Source organism: Bacillus sp. T33-2 (assembly GCF_002860205.1).
GTDB lineage: Bacteria > Bacillota > Bacilli > Bacillales > Cytobacillaceae > T33-2.
This window is the reverse complement of sequence record NZ_PGVB01000026.1, coordinates 1-17,640: the sequence shown is the minus strand read 5'-3', so window position 1 is coordinate 17,640 and position 17,640 is coordinate 1. Positions and strand designations below refer to the sequence as shown.

Sequence of the window (17,640 nt, the reverse complement as noted above, 5' to 3'; positions counted from 1 at the left end):
TGTGGTCAGGGCTTTTATTATTGAGATGCTTTTATGAAGATTGGAGAGTCAATCCGTCATTCGCAATGAAAATGAAATAGGGTAATCAACTTCTTCATTGACGGAATAAGTGAAAGATACACCGTGCACGAAAATAATACATAATATGTTGAGATTTGTATTTTTGTGGTGAAATAATGTCGAAACATTTTTGTAACATTAATGAAATAATTTTAGTTTTTTTTGGAACTTATTTTGTTTTCAAACGTCTAATAAGTGAAGATAACCAAACAGGAGTGAGGAAAGTGAAAAGACAGCTTAAAACAATTATTATCGTGGCTTTGGTGGTTGTAGCCGGGGGTTTTTCGTACGCCAGTGCAAACCATAAAAGCGATACAGCTCCAAATGTCGTTGACCATGAAAAAAAACTGGTTAATAGAGAGATTGCTAGTACGATAGAAGACCTTCCTCAGCCAGCCGCGGTAAATGTTGTGACAGCTGAAATGGATCCTGTAGCAACCACCACTCCTGAATACGGAAGTGACGATAATTTAAGCACTGAAATACAGAAAAGCGAACCTGCTTCTGCGGATATTACATCAGAATCACTAGGCAGTACTGAATCAACTCCAAATGAGAAAATTGCCAATCCATTAGACCAGCTTCAAACTGAACATCCCGCTCAGGCTGCGGAAGAAGCACTAACCGATGTAGTTGTTCTGGATGGCCAAAGATACGAAAGCCTGATGGATGAAGAAAAATTTTCCCATAAAATACATGTAGCATTAAAATATGGTGCCAAACTTTATGCCGTAAGTGAATCAGATGTTTTTGCAATCGTAAAAGATGGAGTTCCCATTGTCCACATGAGTACAGGTGCAGCTGCTGCAAAACCAGGCAACCATGAGGTGCTCTGTGATTTGTTTTCTGACCATGGGGAATATGCTGCCGGTATTGCGGACGGCATTAAGCATGTCGCTCAAACAGGAGAACAAGTTGAAGTTGGGGTTACTCCTGAAACTGCTGGGTACGCAATCTTTATGAACGATGATTGGCTCGTTGTGTCATGGTAATTGAAGAAACCCTTCCCACTCGGGAAGGGCTTTTCAATGTTTTTTTTAACTCCATTTTTAAGTGGGAATGCATCGATCTGCAGCGGGGCAACTATGGGGATGGCAGCCGAATTTTATCGTCGGCGTCTGTCCTCATTCCACAAAAACTGCCCCATACTCTTCGCATCACCCACCTTTAAATTAGGAAACCCTCGATATACATAAAAAAAAAGATCCGGCTAAAATGCCGGATTCAACAAATATTTAAAGGGGGGGAGGAAAAAATTCTTCCTAATATGGTTTATCTTAAACGCTAATTGTTAACAAACTATGAACAAACCAATATTTTTTTTAGTCTTTTTCATAGGCTTGGGTACCCGTACTTGCAAATGTATAATAATAATTACATTTTGTTATTGGAGAGTGAACACATGCAGTTAAATAAAATTCATCACGTTGCGATTATTTGCTCAGACTATGAGAAATCAAAAGATTTTTATGTACGTATATTAGGCTTGACTCCGTGTCAGGAAATTTACCGGGAAGAACGGGATTCTTATAAACTGGACCTGCAGGTAAACGGGGAATATCAAATTGAGTTGTTTTCGTTCGCGAATCCACCTGGACGGCCCAGCTATCCGGAGGCAGCGGGTCTTCGGCACTTGGCGTTCGAGGTGGATGATATTGATGAAGCTATCCACCATGTAACCTCTTTTGGAGTAAGCATTGAACCAGTTCGAACCGATGAATACACAGGAAAGCGATTCACCTTCTTCTCTGACCCGGATGGATTGCCGATTGAATTATATGAATCGTGAGCATCAGAATGAAATATCCAGGAAGCTGGCGGGATTGGTACTGCATTATTGCAGAACAATCCCGTTTTTTATTTCCTTCTTAATCAGAGTTACATAAATAAAAAGCTGCATTCTTTCATATTTTTGCAGAATAAGTTTTTGATAAATTTAAATAATATTAAAATGTAAGCGTTTATAATGATTCAGAATTAAAAAAGTAGTTTGTGTATTCAGATAAATTATGATAGGATAACAAAAACACCACAGAATAGGAGCAATATCTCTGAGAAAAACCTCGCGATCAGAGCAGCCATAATCTGTTTGGAGGAATAAAATTGAGAATGATTTGATAGATTGCAGCATATTACATCACCCATCGGGTAAGCCACTACTACAGACAACATGAAGCAAGAAGGAGCAGGCAGGATGAAAGAGTACGTAGTTAATAGAATGTATAAAGCATCAACAGGAATTGCAAACGCAGTTTTAGTTACATTAGGAATCGGCTTGTTGTTTGAGACGATCGGGAAGTTTATCGGCTGGGAAGCTTTTATTGGGATAGGGTCGGCAGCAAAGGTTCTTTTGGCTCCAGCAATTGGCGCCGGCATCGCGTACCAACTGGGCGGAAATACTCTAGTCATTTTTAGTGCGATGGCCAGCAGTGCCGTCGGAGGGGCAGCGATCCACCCGACTGCTGAGGGCGCCTTTACCATTGTTTCGGGCCAGCCAATCAGCGCGGTGCTGGCTGCAATTGTCGCAACCTATGTAGGAAAACGAATCACGGGCCGGACAAAGCTCGATATGATGGCAATCCCTTTCGGAGCAGTATTGGCCGGCGGAGTAGCGGGGGTAGGACTTGCGGCAGTCACTACGCCACTTTTGCAATGGCTCAGTGCTGAAATCACTTCCTCCGTCCAGGGAAGTCCGCTGATATTTCACTTGTCTGGAGCATATTGCTAATGTCACCGGCATCATCTGCAGCAATTGCGATTGCCCTGCAATTGGACCCGGTGTCCAGCGCGGCTGCTTTAATTGGCTGCACAGTCCAATTTGCCGGTTTTACGGCAATGTCATTGCGCCAGAACGATCTTGGCGGATTTCTTGCCCAATGTTTTGTCACGCCAAAAGTACAATTCCCTAATGTGGTAAAAAATCCGCTGTTAATCATTCCGCCCTTCGTGGCCGCAATTATTTGCGCCCCGATCGCTACTTTGGGGTTTGGATTCACAGCAACCTACGAAATTGCAGGCCTGGGGCTTAATTCATTGATCGCCCCTTTAAATATCCTTGCAAATCAGGGCCTCATCAGCTTTCTCATTTATATCGCCGTTGGGGTGGTTCTGCCAATAGTGATTACACTTAGCCTGTATCAGGTGATCAAAATTGTTGGTTGGGTTAAAGCTGGGGATCTTCGGATGGAAGTGCAATAATAGATGAAACTGCAGGAGCTGTTACCGCAGCTCCTTTTTATTTCACACCCTGTGCGAATAAACGGAAAACAGAACCAGTTTCTGACCGTACCCCACCCTGCAAAGTGTCAATCGTGGTTTTCTTTTTAATAAGAGTGATGACACCTAAATATAACAGATACAAGCCGAAAATGACTTTAATCCACTCCAAAACCGTGGTAAAAGGCGAAATCACAAAGCAAATAATCTTCGGTTTTTCTCTTTTTGTATTTCCTTTAAAATGAACCTATTCCTTGCAAAACCAAACATGTGTTTATTGGAATAACGAATAGATTCAATGTAATTTATTCATTTCTCAAAAAAAATATTTAACTATATAATGAAATCTGAATTGAGGAAGAGCATGCCGAGGGGGGAACGAAATGACTGTCCATCCGTTGATCGATGGCATCCTGATTAAAAGCAAAGATGAAGCGGGCACAAAACTAACTATAACAGCAGTAAGGGGGCCAACGATGTCTTACGCAGATCCACCGTGGGAAATCAAAGATGCGTTAGCTGCCATTGATGAAACCGCTGTTGGTTTTGGAAAATTGGGCGGATGTATTGATGTCCCTTGACAAAAAACTGCTTACACCAATAAACACCTTATCAGAGAATAAGGCTGGAAAGGGCCTGGAATGAGCGGGAATTACATATCTTTTTATTGTAAACAAGGTAAACTGACCTTTTGGGAATGGGAGTCGATGAAATAAATTTTATGGACCGAAGTTTGTTTGTCTCAATGTAAGGTCGTGCCACGATTTCTGGCAAGAAACCCATCATTTTTTGTTCCAATAAAAGTTTCATATAAATTGTAGTGTCATCTACCTCAATTGAAGGAAAAAAAGTGAATCCAATCTCGTTTTTGAACCATTCCATAAATGGCGTTTCCCATGGTATGTGCAGAAAGGAACTTTTGTCAAATTGGTCCAGTGCTAATGCCTGTGTTGTTTCCGTGAATGAGGACGGACATCCTATTAAAAGGAAATTCTCTTCAAACAATTTAATCGATATTAAATCTGGGTGCTGGGGTTTAAAAGGTATCACACAAACATCAATAATTCCATCGAACAAAGAATTCAATGAACTTTTTGTCGTACCTGTGTGTATCCGCAAATGTAGTCTGGATTTTGATGCCTGAAACTATGAACATATGGCAAAAGAAAATAATGCCACAACGATACTAAGCTGCCAATTTCAATTTTCTCATCATGGTTGATATAGCTTCGGGCCGTAAATTCCCCTTGCTTTAACATATTTACACCTTTTTTCGCAAAGGGGTATAAAACCGTCCCAGCTTCAGATAGCTGCACGTGTCTTGTATCTCTAATAAACAATTTTTTGCCTATATGGTTTTCTAATTGTTTAATTCGGCTAGTTACCGTAGTTTGTGAAACATTCAGCAGCTCTGCGGTGCGGCTGAAACTATTTGTTTCCGATAGAACCATGAAGGTTTCCCAATGCTGATAATCCAGAATATAATGCCCCTTTTTTAAAAGATTTACTTTTTTAATAATCTTACCAGAATGGTTAAATAATACAATTGAGAATTCAGAACAGAATTTATGATGAATGCAGAGCCTCCATTGAGGACTGTTCAGTGACAATGATTAAGTTATGTTTGAATAAAACCATGCTTAACATGGCATGTTTACAGGAGGCGAGACTGGTGATTAAAGCAATAATTTTTGATTTTGATGGAACCATTGTCGATACAGAAACCCTATGGTTCAAGGTTTTTAAAGAAGTGCTGGAAACTGAATATAGCTTCAACTTGCAGCTTGAGGAATTCGCAAAGTGCATCGGGACGACGGATGATGTTCTTTATGACTACATAGACAGGCATGCAGGCATTCCGGTTGATCGCGAGGGAACAAAGGCAAAAGTACATGAAAAATTCCACCAGTTAAAAGACATTTTAGTTTTAAGGGAGGGTATTAAGGAGCTCATTTATGACATGAGCGAAAGAGGCTTGCTGCTTGGAGTTGCCTCAAGTTCAGCCCGGGATTGGGTGGAAGACTATCTTGAGAAATTTGGTATTCGCAAATATTTCCGATCCATAAAAACGAAGGAAGATGTTGAAAAGGTCAAGCCGGATCCAGCTCTTTACATAAAGGCTCTTGAAGCACTAAAGGTGAAGCCTGATGAAGCGATTGCAATTGAAGATTCTATAAATGGCTCGATTGCCGCACTTGAAGCGGGAGTGAAATGCGTGGTGGTACCTAATGATGTCACTGAGTTCATGACATTCCACGAAAAGGCGTACCGGTACAAAATGTTTTCAGAGCTTCCCCTTGATGAGCTGTTGTGAGTAGTTTGCAATTGTTATATTCCAGCTGGAAGTTTCATAAGGAGGTACTCTAGCAAATGTCTGTTGAAACAATGAAGATCGAACCTGTCACAGTGCATAATGTGGCAGAGGCACGGCAGCTAGTATTAAATGGACTTCTTGACTACTTTGCAGAATTAGACAAAAATATGAACCCAGACTTATATGGTATATTACAAACATATACACAACCAGGAAGCTTATTTGTTGTTGGGATAATCGGAAATTCAGTAGTAGCTACCGGTGCCTTTTACAAAGAGAGAGATAAAACTGCACGAATTTGCCGAATGTCTGTCGCTAAAACCCACCGTAGAAAAGGACTGGCAAAACAAATTCTTGATTTTCTGGAAATGAAAGCAATAGAGTTTGGATTTGAACAGCTTGTCATAGAAACAACAGTGGGGTGGGAAAAACCTATTAAATTGTATAAATCACATGGTTATCATGTGACCCACATAGCGCACGGTGAGGTGCACCTGCAAAAATCTTTAATTTATTAGGTCAGCATAATAGTAAAGTAATATGTTTTTTAATAATGAAGGGCCTTGTGTAGAGATGCCCGGCTTCGCTACTACCGTTTTTATAACTAGTATCGGACTTTTTGGAATTCTGTTATACTGCAGGGTTTTGCCGTATCTGGATAAAAACGAAGAAACAATCGCCAGTTTAAAAGCGGCAAATTAACAGTCTGTTGGTAACGCGTGCAGGTATGTTTAATGGTATTGCAGCCAGTTATTGTTTTTCTATAAATTCATCTTTGTAGGAGTAAACAATGAATAAGGGGATTTTTGCGTTGGCACTTGCAACCTTTGTGGCAGGAACCGTCGAATTCATCATTGCGGGGCTATTGGACAGGATTGCAGCAGATCTTAATATAACTGTGGCAGCAGTTGGTCAACTGGTGTCTGCCTTCTCGTTAATTTTTGCGTTTGGGGCGATTTTTCTTAGTGCCTTAACCTCAAAGTTTGAGGATAATTCTTGCTTCAACATGCTCTATCGTGATCGTTGTTTCCCTGGCGACTGCCGCTAATATAGTCTCCGATAATCTAAGGGGCAGGGCTTTGGGAATTATTTTCATGGGCATAGTATTAGGAGTCCCCCTGGGAACTTTAATTGGTAATAACTTTGGCTGGAGAATGACTTTTTTGTTGGTGGCAGTGCTGGCCCTTGTCTCAATTATAGGGATTATGAAGTTTCTGCCCAAAGTGCCAACTGATCGAACTGTTTCATTGCAAAAACAGTTTGCCGCTTTAAGAGGTAAAACTGTCATTTCATTACATGGAATTTCAATCTTGATGTATACTGGACAGTTTACATTATATACTTACCTCATTCCTTTCCTTCATGAAACAATGGGTTTAGCAAAAAGACTCAATAGTATCATATTGATCTTCTTTGGAGTAGCAGGTGTATTCGGCGGGTGGCTCGGAGGTTGGTCAACCGATAAGTTTGGAAGTGTGAGGACCATATTAGTGTCTCTGCTGCTGGTTGTGTGTCATTATTCACTTTACCTTATGCCACCCAATCAGTGTCCGCTCTATTAGTTGTAATCATTCCATGGGGGATCGGCTGTTGGTCAATCAGCCCGGCGGTACAGAGTCTTCTGGCCAGCAAAGCGCCAGAGTCTTCCAGTACACAGGTGGGTTTGAATAATTCTTTTAACCATATAGGCATTGCCTTAGGTCAGCTATCGGAGGGTTTTTAATCAATAGTTCTTCAGTTTAAACCAATTCCTGGGTGGCTGGAATCATCATGACTATAGCATTTTCATGGGCATGCTACTTGACCGTCAGCACACAGAAGCATCAAAGTTCGAGTGCGTAAATGAATACGGGAAAAACATTAATCTTTATGCAGGACGAAATATATCTAAGTTACTGATGGACTACTAGGATGGTGTATATGGTACCTACGATTATTGATGAATTTGTTGACAATTATGTAAGGCAGCTTACACACGCACTTTCAGACAAGGTGATCTGTGGGGTTTATATTTATGGCTCTATTGCATTGGATGCATTCAATCTGGACAAAAGCGACATTGATTTCGTTGTCCTATTAAACAGGGAATTGAATAAAAAAGAGGTAAATACTTTAAAAGATTTACATTCTCATTTAAACAAAAAAGAGTTGGGCAGAAAACTGGATGGAATGTACCTTCAGTTAAGCAGCCTGGGTAAAAACAACCGTGACTTGCCACCTTACCCCTACTGCAGTAAGGGAGTCATTAAAACGGGTTATTGGGATGTGAATTCTATTACGTGGTGGGTATTAAAACATCATGGAATCACATTATATGGACCAGACATCTCTTCATATGATTTTGAAGTAGGCTGGGATAACATTGTTGAAAGTATCAAGTATAACATCAACCATTATTGGTATAAAAAATCAAAAAATAAATTTCTTTTTTTATTTGATGATATGCTGGATTTTTCCATAACTACAGTTAGCAGGATCGTCTGTGCCCTTGAAGAAAAAAAGATTTTCTCCAAAGAAGAGGCAATATCTAAGTTGTTGAAACGTTTTCCTGAAAGACGGCGTCTTATTTTACAGGAGGCAATCCGGATTAGACAAAACCCAAACAGTCCATCACATTTTCGTAGCAGGTTAAAAAGGGCAGCCGAGTGCAGGGACTTTATTTTATATGCCCGTGCATACTGTAATGAAAAATTTTTTGCGTAAACACATCGTAAGGGTTCCCTTGTTGTAGTTTGCCTTTCTTGAACCACAGACCAAATTCAAACATTTAGGGGGTTAGTAATGACTGAAGATTATTATTGTGGCGAGGTGTTAAGTGGAAATACTCCAGTAAATAAAGTAGTCGAGACAGATAACGTTTTACCGTATTATCATACAAGACCTTTTTGGCCTGTCCATATCGTGGTTATACCTAAGAGCTGCTCACGCTGGAAGAACGCGATAACGATTTATTGAATTGATCTTAGGACAATTATCCCGAAAAATTCAGAACAGTATTATGTCAGGCAGGAACAGCTAATGCTAACGTCAAAACAAGTTTTATACTTAATGTGCACGACAGCCCGCATCGTTGCTTTGGTGCGGCAGACCAGTGTCAGGTGCCAAGATAAACGCTTGACGCAGTGCTAAAAACAGATTCAAGCTATCATCAACTTCTGTGGAAAATCCTCAAGACAAGATTGCCGTCTTAACATCTTTGTTCGCATTGATTCCCTCATGTCAACCCAACCTGTAATGTCATCAATGGGATATACTTCCTTCCATAAACAAATCCATTCAAAGTAAAACGACACACAATCTAACAGAAACAGAAGTTTATTCAATTACCCGGATGAATGGATTTCTACCGTTAACAATTGAAATGTCCATTGTTCTGTACATATTTTTGATTGGTGGTATATCTGATTTAAATTGTTAGGTTGACGTAAACCAGACATCATAGGAAGGAGCCGTCCATATGTGGTATTTAAGATTTTTGGTTAATCAATTGATCAGTTTAGCTGTTCTACTTCTGCTTGCCGCATTGCCATTATATTTGGTGAACACTGACACTGGGGTGGCTGTTCAATTACATGGCATTCTGGAGGAAGTGAAAAAATTTGTGGCAGGTTTGTTCAATGGCCAGTCATTCTATTATTTGCAGGGAGGCCGCGAAGGCCTTTTATTGAACGATTTAACAAGTTTTTTTCTTTCATCATTTACCTATCTAACTGTCTCGTTGCTGATTGTCGTCATTCTCTCTTTTTTTCTGGGAATCTGGTTCTGGAAAATGAGTGAAAGATGGCTGAATTCATTGCTTGGCTTTGTTGGCTTCATTCCTGATTTCATATTAGTACTGTTATTTCAGTTGCTGGTTACATATATATTCAAAACGACAGGAATCAAAACAGTAAAGGTAGCGTCGCTTTCAATGGAGGAACCGGCAATTTTTCTGCCGATTGTTTCATTAATTATCGTGCCTTTGTTTTATTTAATCCGAACATTAGCGGAACGGACATATGAGGTTCTTACACAGGATTATATACTTACAGCAAAATCAAAGGGTTTGTCAAAGAAATATATCTATGTTAACCATGTGACCAGCAATGTTCTGCCTTTTTTAAAAGCAGATTTGCATAAAATAGTAGGGATAGCGATCAGCAACCTTTTCATCATCGAGTACCTATATAATACGCGGGGCCTGACAGAAATTTTATTCGAATATCCCATTAAATTCGGATACCAATATAATCTTGTTGCAATTACATTAATTGCGTTTTTTGTTCTATACCTGGCTACTTTTTTATCTATCAAATTATTTATCTTGGCAGTGGAGAGGATTTTCTGGCGTGCGTAAATGGAATTGGAAGTTGATAGCTGGTCTTCTGTTGGTTTTTTTCTTTGTGGTAATTGCTATTATTGGTCCTCATGTCGCCCCATATGAAGTAAATAAACAAATGGATATAAAATACATAGAAACCGAGAATGGTGAAGAAATGAGAGCCCCGCCTTTTCCTCCCTCAAAGGAGCATCTGTTCGGGACGGATAAATGGGGTTACGATATATTGACATTATTGTTGCATGGTGCTAAATTCACGATTTTCACGGTGATTATTGTTGCCCTGGTGAGGGTGATGCTAGGTGCATTATTAGGAATACTGATGGCATTAACCAAGACAAATATTCAGGTTCCAACTAAAAAAATAAAAATGAACGTCTTCAGTGGATTTCCAATTTTCATTTTTATTTATTTTATATTAATCGAAATCAATATAAACCCCATTCTGAAACCTATTACTCTGACACTCATTGTTGGAAGCCTCCTGACTCTTTTCGGGCTGCCAAGTGTCTTTTTCACGGTTTATGGGAAAACGATGGAAGTGAAAAAGAGTTTATATGTAGTAGCGTCCCAATCAATTGGGGGAAGTAAGCTGCATATTGCCAAAAAACATATCCTGCCTTCACTGAGGAACCATTTGGTAATTATTTTCGTAAATGAAATCATACAAGTGCTTCATTTAATAGGTCAGCTAGGGATATTCAATTTATTTGTTGGCGGCACGATATTGCGACTGGGTGGTCCGCAAGTGTATATTCCAATTACAAAAGAATGGGCGGGATTGATTGGACAATTCAGGTCATTCCTTTACCATTCACAATGGATTCTGCTGTTTCCACTGTTGTGTTTTTTAGTGTTGCTTTTCTCATTCTATTTAATTTCTCAGGGTCTCAGCGCGCAGGAAACAATTCGCAAGAGAAGGGCCACTTATTTATAGATACAAAGTTAATTTAGATTATGCCGATAATTATGGTTATGGAGACGGCAGATCCCCTTGTCCTTCAATAAATATGACATAAAGAAAGTCTTCTGCGGTCTGCAATGCTAAGGGGAGGGGAAATTTCGGTTAAGCTGCCTGTCCTTGTCAGTTAGTGGGAACAGGCAGACTGGGATTTTTATCAGCGTTAAACATTATATTAATATCCAGGGGATCCGGTGTTTATTTTAATTGCAACTTCTTTTTTTGGTAATGTCTTTTCGCTTTAGCCCGATTTCCGCAGTCTTCCATTGAACACCATCTCCGGCTTTTATTCCTGCTCGTATCAACAAACAGCCACCCGCATTCCCCGCCTGCACACGCTTTTAATTTCTTCTTCTCGTCCGAGATCAGGAAATTCATCGCAGATTGAACGATCTTCCACAACATTTGAGAGAAAAACGTAAAAAACGACCCGCATACACCAGATAAAGTGAGCGCGGGTCGTTGTATGCGTTTGGCCTTTTTTAATCTTACAATACAACATAAGCTTGCTTATATTTTAAACTTACTAACCAGATCTTTTAATTCATCTGCCATATAGGCCAGCGACTGTGCCGAAGAGTTGATTTCCTCCATTGATGCAAGCTGTTCTTCTGTAGATGCAGCCACTTCCTCTGAGTTTGAGGAATTTACTTTTGCTGTTTGAGTAATATGTGTTGATGAGGCCGCAACCTCTTCCACACTCGCAGAAATTTGCTGCACCGTTGCTGAAATTTCCTCAAGCTGTGGTGCTATCGCTTTCGTGCTCTCGATGATTTTGGCAAATTTTTGCGACGTTTCTACAGAGACCTTTACCCCTTGTTCAGCGTTGACGGTTACTTCTTCCATAATCTTGACGGAATGCTGGGTATCTCTCTGTATTGTGCCTATTAATTCAGAGATGAGTTTAGTAGAGCTTTGTGATTGCTCAGCCAATTTCCGCACTTCATCAGCAACAACTGCGAATCCCTTCCCATGTTCACCAGCACGCGCAGCCTCGATAGCCGCATTTAATGCGAGCAGGTTGGTCTGCTCGGAAATTCCATTGATGACATCAATGATCTTGCCGATTTCCTGTGAACGTTCCGCCAGGGACTGGATCACTTTATTCGATTCACCAACCGAAGTATGGATGGACTCCATCTGGACTAAGTTATTGTCCACCGACTCCCCGCCATCCTCAGCATCTGCAGCAGTTTCCCTGGACAATTCCGATACCATCGTCGAACTCTCCGCAATCCGCAGCACTCCTTTCAGTATTTCATCAATAGAAGTGGAGTTTTTCTCAAGCAGTTCACTTGAAGTTTCAGAGCCGCTGGCGATTTCCTGAATAGCTGAAGCCACATGCTCCGTTGCAGACGTGGTTTGGTCGGCGCTGGCCTTCAGCTGTTCAGAAGATGATGCAACCTGTTCAATTGAAGTGCTTAAGCTAGAAAGGATTGACCTTAAGGATTCCACCATTTTGTCAAAGCTTGCCCCTAATTTGCCCAATTCATCGTTTGTCTGCAATTCAACTTTGTGAGTTAAATCTCCTGCGCCAATCTTCTCGGATACTGCGACCAATCTTCTGAGCGGCCGAGCAATTGACCTGATAATAAAATACGCCAGGATAGCTCCAAAAACAGTGGCAATAGCCAGAACTGTAACTGTGCCAATTAAAATCGGTTGTGCTTCAGTATCTACTTCATGCTGGTTCATTGTGCCCCCGATTTTCCAGCCGGTTAAGGTATTTGTCTCGTAAAACATTTTTTTATCTTCTTTATCAGAAGTGTAATCAAAGCTCCCGGCAGTACTACTGAACATATCCACTGCCCAATCCGCTGTTTGTTCCTCGTTAGATTTCACGTTAGGGTGAGCTACGATTTTTTTGTCTTGATCCAAAATAAATGTATAACCCTGTTTACCAATAGTTACTGCTTTTGTAATTTTCTCGATTGTATCTAATTTAAGTTCCCATGATATAACAGCTGATCCGTCTTTCACTGTCGCTGCTATAGCTACTACAAAATCACCAGTAGTGGCAGAAACATACGGACTCGTTAAAATAACCTCACCCTTTTTATTCATGGCGCTTTTATACCACGGTCTTTGGCGTGGATCATACCCGGCAGGCATTTCCTTGTCCGGTGCATTGATAAAGGTTCCATCAGCCGTTCCAATATATATGGTTGAAATTTCAGGGTGTTTTCCAAGAAAAGCAGTCAATGTGTTCGAACGGAAGTTAGTTGCATCCTGGTATTCCGACATTGTGATGCTGTCTGACAAATAATCTGCATTGTTAATTTGGGGTTCGATAAATTGGTCAATTGTCGCATTTAATAACGCTACTGATTCTTTAGCAGAAAGTGAAATTTGTTCTTCAACCTTATTTTTCGAGTTGCTGAATGATGTCAATCCAATTGTCACGCTTGGAACGAGCAACACAACAATAAAAGATAGAATCAATTTTGTCCTGATTGTGATGTTTGATAACATGATGCACGCCCTTATCCTATAGAGTTATCTTTTATATCGGAAAAATAAGTTTATTATTGATGCCACAAATGTTTCCATCTGACCCATAGGACACATCAGTAAAACATTGTATCTCCAAAAAAATAAAAGTCCAATTCCTAGTCGAATTGGACATATCACTGCATGATGTTAGTTGGAATTTTCTATATAGCGCTTGGCGATTGCATAGCATTCATCAATGTGCGAATTGCCCAGGTATTTCATCGCACCGAAACTGATGCCGGCTGCAGCAGCCTGTCCTAAAAAAGGAACAAATTTTACTACCGATTTTACGGCTACTCGCGCACCCACTTTTTTCAACAATTGAGCTACTATTTGTTTCGTAATGACTTTCCCGATTAATTCACTTCCAGCGGATGTGATCAGAATTAAAATCATTTTCTTTGTATCTGGATCAAGCTCATCAATCTGTTCCTGCGACAAGCCGAATTTCCGGTTTATTGCTGGCAATAACTCCAGCATGATTGCTACGTCTGCAGCTATGTCAGCTCCAGGTGCCGGTATAATGGCTGCAGCGCCAGAGGCGGAAGCCCTTTTAGTAACCATTGATCTGCACTCTGCTTTAATTCGGTCCAATTCTGCGATTGTTTTAGGCAAACCCATTTCGTATGTCATCTCCTACGATAAATTAGTTATATTTTACTACTTTTTGCAATGTAAGAATAGCAGATTGCCGGAAAGAATGGCTAAAAACATGAAGGTTTTTACAAGTTAAAAATCCCCGCTGTATGCAAGCAAATTCAAATTTGTATAGGAACTCGAGATTGCTGTTCATCTCACTCCTGAACGTCTCTGACATTTACCTGACACACAAAACCCCTCATGAAGGAACCACTTTTTCAATTGTTTGGACAACAAAGGATAGGTTAGGCAAATGATTTTGCTTAATCTATCTTTTTTTTAATCAAACGTTTGATTAATTATTGGAGCACAGCAGGGTAAGACAATCCGAAGAACACTTTTAGCATTTAATGAATCCGAAGAAATCGGAGCTCTGTCTATTTTTAAGATTGATTGGGACGTGTCTGATTTGGGGATGGCGTCAGTAGTTTTTTTCTTGGCAGACATTTATCCCTGCAAACAAACAACTTTTGTGTTACAATGAAGTTGTTACTTTTTGTGGTTGAATTAATAAGTTGTAGGTTTGTTAAATTTCGTTTGATTAGAAAAATAAATTTTGGGTATAGAAAGGTACAGTTTTAACTAACTTGGTTAATAAATAACAATGGGGGTATATAATGATTCAGTTTGAAAATATCTTTAAAAAGTATCATAGAAAAACAGTCATAGACAATTTCAGCCTGAATATTGAAGCCGGGGAGCTTGTCGTTTTTATCGGCCCAAGCGGATGTGGCAAAACGACCTTGCTCAAAATGGTCAACAGGCTGATTCAGCCGTCATCCGGGAAAATTTTTGTGAATGGCAAGGATATTTCCACGGTTGACCCAATCGAATTACGCAGGAATATCGGGTATGTGATTCAAAACACCGGGCTTTTCCCACATATGACCATCAAAGAAAACCTCGAACTCATTCCAAAATTAAAAGGCGAAGATCCAGAAGCAATTGAAAAGAAAACAGAAGAGCTGCTTGAACTCGTTGGTTTGGATCCAACGGAATATATGCACCGGTTCCCGAAGGAATTGAGCGGTGGACAGCAGCAGCGGGTCGGGGTGGCAAGAGCCTTTTCCACGGACTCCGATATCATCCTCATGGATGAACCCTTCAGCGCATTAGATCCCGTCAAACGAAGTTCCCTCCAGGAAGAGCTTTTCAATATGCAGAAGGAATTGAACAAGACGATCATCTTCGTCACCCACGACATGGACGAAGCCTATAAAATAGCGGATAAAATTTGCCTGCTGAAAGATGGGGAAATCCTGCAGTATGATACACCGGAAAATATTTTAAAAAATCCGGCGTCAGAATTCGTTGAAAGCTTTATCGGCAAAAGACGAGTCTGGAATAACCCCGAGGTCTTAAAAGCATATGACATGATGATTTTCGACCCTGTGAAGGTCACGCCGAAGCGCAATGTGCTGCAGGCGATCGAGATTATGAAAGAAAAAAGGGTGGACAGCTTGATGGTCACCGACCAAAATAAACAACTTATAGGTCTAGTAACCTTAAAAGATATCAAAATGCAGGACCGGAATGCATCCATCGGGGAAATGATGGAGAGCAATGTCGTCTCTGTCCCTGAAGATGCAGACCTGATTTCCGTCATGAAAATGATGAATGAGCATAAAATCGGCTATTTGCCAGTCGTCAACAGTGCCGGGCAATTGACCGGCCTGATTACGAGAAGCAGCATACTGGCCGCATTAAGCAGCCAGTTGATTGACTTGGAGGTGGCGTTTTAATGAATGCCTTTTTCGATTACGTAACGGCGAATTATAACCAGATTTTTAATCTTTTTGGACAGCATATTTACCTGAGTGTCGTTTCTGTCCTTGCCGCAATTATTATTGGTGTCCCTTTGGGAATCCTGGTTTCAAGAAGTGAACAGCTTTCTAAACCGGTCATTGGCACCGCCAATGTCCTGCAGGCAGTACCCAGCCTGGCGCTGCTTGGTTTCCTGATTCCGTTCATCGGGATTGGAAGCACACCCGCCATTGTCATGGTTGTCCTTTATTCATTACTTCCGATCATAAAAAACACTTATACTGGCTTGACGAATATTGATGCGGATATTTTAGAGGCTGCAAAAGGAATCGGGTTGACCAGAAGCCAGACGATGCGGAAAATCCAGCTTCCACTGGCATTCCCGGTGATCATGGCGGGAATCAGGATTTCTGCGGTAACCGCTGTCGGTTTGATGACCATTGCCGCCTTCGTTGGTGCAGGCGGGCTTGGCTACCTTGTATTCTCAGGAGTTTCAACCGTTGATAATAACATGATTCTTGCCGGGGCGATCCCAGCCTGTATTCTGGCCCTGCTGATCGACTTTGTTGTCGGCAAGCTTGAATCAAAGATTTCATATACGAATAAAACGAGCGCCTCAGCGGCCAATAAGAATGCGGGCCGCCGGTTCCCTTCCAAGAAGATCCTGATCCCCGCAACTGCATCTGTGATGATTTTAGGTGCGGCTATGGCTTATCCGATCGTCAATGCCAAGGATAAAATTGTCATCGGGTCGAAAAACTTCAGTGAGGCAATGGTTTTAGCGAATATGGTTGCGGATGTGGTCGAGGATAAAACCGATATCCAGGTAGAAAGAAAACTGAACCTAGGCGGGACGCAGGTCGTCTTCAATGCCATCCAGCGCGGCGATATCGATATGTATGTGGAATATACCGGCACAGGGCTTGTCAGTATTTTAAAACAACAAGTTTCGAATGATCCCGATCAAGTCTATAACACTGTCGCAAAGGAATTTGCCAACAGGTACAATATTAAAGCATTGAAGCCGCTCGGGTTCAATAACACCTATACACTGGCTGTGACGCAGGAAACCGCAGCGCAGTACGGCCTGGAAACTTTCTCGGACCTGGCGGCAGTAAGTAACGAACTAAGCGTAGGCGCGACCATGGAGTTCACGAACAGGGACGATGGTTTGGTCGGACTGGCCGACAAGTATAATATGCAGTTCGGTGATGTGAAGGCCGTCGATGGCGGTTTGAGGTACAAAGCTATAAAAAGTGGAGAGAGTGACGTGATTGATGCCTTCTCCACGGACGGCTTGCTCGAGGAATTCGACCTCAAGGTGCTGGAAGATGACAAAGGCTTCTTCCCTCCGTACTATGCGGTTCCATTGGTAAAAGAAGAGACATTAAAAGAATATCCAGAGCTTGAAAAAGCCATCAATATACTCGCCGGCAAACTGACCGATGAAACAATGCGCGAGCTGAACTATAAAGTGGACAGCTTGAAGCAGTCTCCGGAGAAGGTTGCCAAAGAGTATCTTAAAGAGGAAGGCTTGATAGACTGAGGACAAGGCGGATTTTTCCGCCTTGTTTTTTGAAAGATAAGTGAGTATTAAATTTACGTCATTCCATAGTAACCCGTTGCTGTGGATTTTTTTTATGATGTCAAACATAATAAAACGAATCTTTTCGATGAAATCCATGATTGGATGAATTCGTTGACAAACCATCAGGGTAAAATCCGTACCTAAGTAACGCTATTTTGAGCATGAGGGCTGATTCGGTCAGCTAGCCGGATTCTAGGTGACGCAAACAGGTAACGGCGAGGTGATTCGGTCAGCTAGCCGGGTTCTAGGTGACGCAAACAGGTGTCGGCGAGGTGTTTCGGTAACTT

General features: G+C 41.1%; 17 protein-coding genes and 2 pseudogenes. 14 read left to right on the top strand and 5 right to left on the bottom strand.

Going from position 1 to position 17,640, the window contains the following annotated elements:
• Positions 1 to 284: 284 nt before the first annotated feature.
• The 4 genes and pseudogenes from CVD19_RS17245 (at position 285) to CVD19_RS17230 (ending at position 3,857) form a co-directional block, all read left to right on the top strand.
• Positions 285 to 1,052, top strand: coding sequence for a hypothetical protein (locus CVD19_RS17245; RefSeq protein WP_101583750.1), 768 nt, complete (start codon positions 285 to 287; stop codon positions 1,050 to 1,052).
• Positions 1,053 to 1,462: 410 nt separating this feature from the next.
• Positions 1,463 to 1,849: an SMU1112c/YaeR family gloxylase I-like metalloprotein gene (gene gloA2, locus CVD19_RS17240; protein ID WP_101583748.1), complete on the top strand. Its 387-nt coding sequence runs from the start codon at positions 1,463 to 1,465 to the stop codon at positions 1,847 to 1,849.
• A 405-nt stretch (positions 1,850 to 2,254) separates the two neighbouring features.
• A pseudogene (locus CVD19_RS17235) lies at positions 2,255 to 3,258 on the top strand (PTS transporter subunit IIC).
• A gap of 401 nt (positions 3,259 to 3,659) precedes the next feature.
• Positions 3,660 to 3,857: a hypothetical protein gene (locus tag CVD19_RS17230; protein WP_101583745.1), complete on the top strand. Its 198-nt coding sequence runs from the start codon at positions 3,660 to 3,662 to the stop codon at positions 3,855 to 3,857.
• Positions 3,858 to 3,888: 31 nt separating this feature from the next.
• Here the strand turns inward: CVD19_RS17230 and CVD19_RS25955 are convergent, their stop codons facing one another.
• On the bottom strand, positions 3,889 to 4,362 hold the full coding sequence (locus tag CVD19_RS25955; RefSeq protein WP_374702902.1) for a LysR substrate-binding domain-containing protein: 474 nt from the start codon (positions 4,360 to 4,362) through the stop codon (positions 3,889 to 3,891).
• Positions 4,359 to 4,886, bottom strand: coding sequence for a LysR family transcriptional regulator (locus CVD19_RS17220; protein ID WP_257985180.1), 528 nt, complete (start codon positions 4,884 to 4,886; stop codon positions 4,359 to 4,361). The genes CVD19_RS25955 and CVD19_RS17220 overlap by 4 nt, the downstream gene beginning before the upstream one ends.
• A gap of 65 nt (positions 4,887 to 4,951) precedes the next feature.
• On the opposite strand from CVD19_RS17220, the gene CVD19_RS17215 reads away from it, so the two are divergent.
• The 8 genes and pseudogenes from CVD19_RS17215 (at position 4,952) to CVD19_RS17185 (ending at position 10,845) form a co-directional block, all read left to right on the top strand.
• On the top strand, positions 4,952 to 5,590 hold the full coding sequence (locus tag CVD19_RS17215; protein ID WP_374702903.1) for an HAD family hydrolase: 639 nt from the start codon (positions 4,952 to 4,954) through the stop codon (positions 5,588 to 5,590).
• 56 nt (positions 5,591 to 5,646) lie between these two features.
• Positions 5,647 to 6,108, top strand: a complete 462-nt coding sequence (locus CVD19_RS17210) for a GNAT family N-acetyltransferase (protein WP_101583735.1) — start codon at positions 5,647 to 5,649, stop codon at positions 6,106 to 6,108.
• Positions 6,109 to 6,380: 272 nt separating this feature from the next.
• Complete coding sequence (locus CVD19_RS24910) at positions 6,381 to 6,638, top strand: MFS transporter (protein ID WP_180953684.1); 258 nt, start codon at positions 6,381 to 6,383, stop codon at positions 6,636 to 6,638.
• Positions 6,607 to 7,152: an MFS transporter gene (locus CVD19_RS17205; protein WP_180953683.1), complete on the top strand. Its 546-nt coding sequence runs from the start codon at positions 6,607 to 6,609 to the stop codon at positions 7,150 to 7,152. The genes CVD19_RS24910 and CVD19_RS17205 overlap by 32 nt, the downstream gene beginning before the upstream one ends.
• A gap of 358 nt (positions 7,153 to 7,510) precedes the next feature.
• Entirely contained in the window at positions 7,511 to 8,293 is a 783-nt protein-coding gene (locus tag CVD19_RS17200; protein WP_180953682.1) for a nucleotidyltransferase domain-containing protein, read from the top strand.
• Positions 8,294 to 8,371: 78 nt separating this feature from the next.
• Positions 8,372 to 8,544, top strand: a pseudogene (locus CVD19_RS25565) (HIT family hydrolase); the annotation flags it as partial.
• A gap of 503 nt (positions 8,545 to 9,047) precedes the next feature.
• Positions 9,048 to 9,926, top strand: coding sequence for an ABC transporter permease subunit (locus CVD19_RS17190; protein WP_101583728.1), 879 nt, complete (start codon positions 9,048 to 9,050; stop codon positions 9,924 to 9,926).
• Positions 9,919 to 10,845, top strand: coding sequence for an ABC transporter permease (locus tag CVD19_RS17185; RefSeq protein WP_101583726.1), 927 nt, complete (start codon positions 9,919 to 9,921; stop codon positions 10,843 to 10,845). The genes CVD19_RS17190 and CVD19_RS17185 overlap by 8 nt, the downstream gene beginning before the upstream one ends.
• A gap of 222 nt (positions 10,846 to 11,067) precedes the next feature.
• On the opposite strand, the gene CVD19_RS17180 is transcribed toward CVD19_RS17185, so the two are convergent.
• The 3 genes from CVD19_RS17180 to CVD19_RS17170 all read right to left on the bottom strand — a co-directional run bounded on the left by CVD19_RS17180 (position 11,068) and on the right by CVD19_RS17170 (position 13,983).
• Complete coding sequence (locus CVD19_RS17180; protein ID WP_257985183.1) at positions 11,068 to 11,247, bottom strand: CGNR zinc finger domain-containing protein; 180 nt, start codon at positions 11,245 to 11,247, stop codon at positions 11,068 to 11,070.
• 132 nt (positions 11,248 to 11,379) lie between these two features.
• Positions 11,380 to 13,341 carry a methyl-accepting chemotaxis protein gene (locus tag CVD19_RS17175; RefSeq protein WP_101583722.1) on the bottom strand — a complete coding sequence of 654 codons (1,962 nt, stop codon included), beginning with the start codon at positions 13,339 to 13,341 and terminating at the stop codon, positions 11,380 to 11,382.
• 168 nt (positions 13,342 to 13,509) lie between these two features.
• Positions 13,510 to 13,983, bottom strand: coding sequence for a hypothetical protein (locus CVD19_RS17170; protein WP_101583720.1), 474 nt, complete (start codon positions 13,981 to 13,983; stop codon positions 13,510 to 13,512).
• 635 nt (positions 13,984 to 14,618) lie between these two features.
• Here CVD19_RS17170 and CVD19_RS17165 point away from each other — a divergent pair.
• Both CVD19_RS17165 and CVD19_RS17160 read left to right on the top strand, forming a co-directional pair.
• The gene (locus CVD19_RS17165; protein ID WP_101583718.1) at positions 14,619 to 15,743 is read left to right on the top strand and encodes an ABC transporter ATP-binding protein; all 1,125 of its coding nucleotides are present in this window, start codon (positions 14,619 to 14,621) and stop codon (positions 15,741 to 15,743) included.
• Positions 15,743 to 17,311, top strand: a complete 1,569-nt coding sequence (locus tag CVD19_RS17160) for an ABC transporter permease/substrate-binding protein (protein ID WP_101583715.1) — start codon at positions 15,743 to 15,745, stop codon at positions 17,309 to 17,311. The genes CVD19_RS17165 and CVD19_RS17160 overlap by 1 nt, the downstream gene beginning before the upstream one ends.
• Positions 17,312 to 17,640 lie beyond the last annotated feature (329 nt).

Excerpts from the sequence above, each read along its gene's own strand:
- CVD19_RS17210 (WP_101583735.1), top strand. The coding sequence starts at position 5,647 with ATGTCTGTTGAAACAATGAAGATCGAACCTGTCACAGTGCATAATGTG.
- CVD19_RS24910 (WP_180953684.1), top strand. The coding sequence starts at position 6,381 with ATGAATAAGGGGATTTTTGCGTTGGCACTTGCAACCTTTGTGGCAGGA.
- CVD19_RS17160 (WP_101583715.1), top strand. The coding sequence starts at position 15,743 with ATGAATGCCTTTTTCGATTACGTAACGGCGAATTATAACCAGATTTTT.
- CVD19_RS17170 (WP_101583720.1), bottom strand. The coding sequence starts at position 13,983 with ATGGGTTTGCCTAAAACAATCGCAGAATTGGACCGAATTAAAGCAGAG.
- CVD19_RS17175 (WP_101583722.1), bottom strand. The coding sequence starts at position 13,341 with ATGTTATCAAACATCACAATCAGGACAAAATTGATTCTATCTTTTATT.
- CVD19_RS17200 (WP_180953682.1), top strand. The coding sequence starts at position 7,511 with ATGGTACCTACGATTATTGATGAATTTGTTGACAATTATGTAAGGCAG.
- CVD19_RS17180 (WP_257985183.1), bottom strand. The coding sequence starts at position 11,247 with ATGAATTTCCTGATCTCGGACGAGAAGAAGAAATTAAAAGCGTGTGCA.
- CVD19_RS17165 (WP_101583718.1), top strand. The coding sequence starts at position 14,619 with ATGATTCAGTTTGAAAATATCTTTAAAAAGTATCATAGAAAAACAGTC.
- CVD19_RS17190 (WP_101583728.1), top strand. The coding sequence starts at position 9,048 with ATGTGGTATTTAAGATTTTTGGTTAATCAATTGATCAGTTTAGCTGTT.
- gloA2 (WP_101583748.1), top strand. The coding sequence starts at position 1,463 with ATGCAGTTAAATAAAATTCATCACGTTGCGATTATTTGCTCAGACTAT.
- CVD19_RS17230 (WP_101583745.1), top strand. The coding sequence starts at position 3,660 with ATGACTGTCCATCCGTTGATCGATGGCATCCTGATTAAAAGCAAAGAT.